This is a genomic window from Staphylococcus sp. 231237_7MaSpsaltlick (genome assembly GCF_043107035.1).
On record NZ_JBICNX010000205.1, the window covers coordinates 1 to 830 of the forward strand.

At 31.4% G+C, this 830-nt stretch carries 1 pseudogene; it reads right to left on the reverse strand.

From position 1 onward, the window contains the following. Positions 1-830, reverse strand: a pseudogene (locus ACF91D_RS30930) (N-acetylglucosaminidase); the annotation flags it as partial.

Below are 830 nucleotides of genomic sequence, written 5' to 3' on the forward strand. Positions count from 1 at the left end.
TCAGTAGCATATTGCATTGTACCTGGATTACGTGGGTTCCACCTCATACGATATAAGGTGTTTTTTCCTTTATTAAAATAGTTTTCTCTAACAAACTTTGCCCCTCCGTGAATACCTTTAGCAGGTGTAGTCCAACCTTTATTTTTAGCATAACTAATTGCTAAGTTTGGATTGTTATCGTGGGCATTAATACCGAAAAAATTGTATATGCCATACCTACCACTAGCAAAGTTTGATGTACCGTATCCGCTTTCTAAAAAAGCATGTGCAATTAAGTATATTTCGTTTACATTATACTTTTTACATGCATCTGCAAATGCTTTCCCTTGTCCATGTAACTTGCCTTTACCTTTTAATATTTGATTAAGTTTGTCTACAGATACACCATGATATTTACCTAAATCCAACATTTGATATTTTTGCTTACTATCACTCCATATTTTATTTGGATCCATAGCAGTACTTACTTTTGCACGACTGGCACCAAACCAACCACCACCTGTATTAACTACTGGAAGCCCCTTTGCCATTTGAGCATTTAAGGCTTGTGTAAATGTGTATTTACTAATTTCAATATCTACCTTACCTTTCTCTTTATTTTGAGTGAGTGTATTATTAGTTTTTTTGATAAGCACATTATTAGTTCCAGGTTTAAGTTTAATTCTCTTTTTAGATTTTTTAGTTACAATCACTTGTTTAATTAACTCATCTTTTTTACGGTACATCGTTATTAATTTTTCAATAGTAAGTTGATATTTTTCTCATTCTGGATAACCTTTTAATATAATATCATAATCAATGATATCTTTCATAATTCTCCATATGTTCTT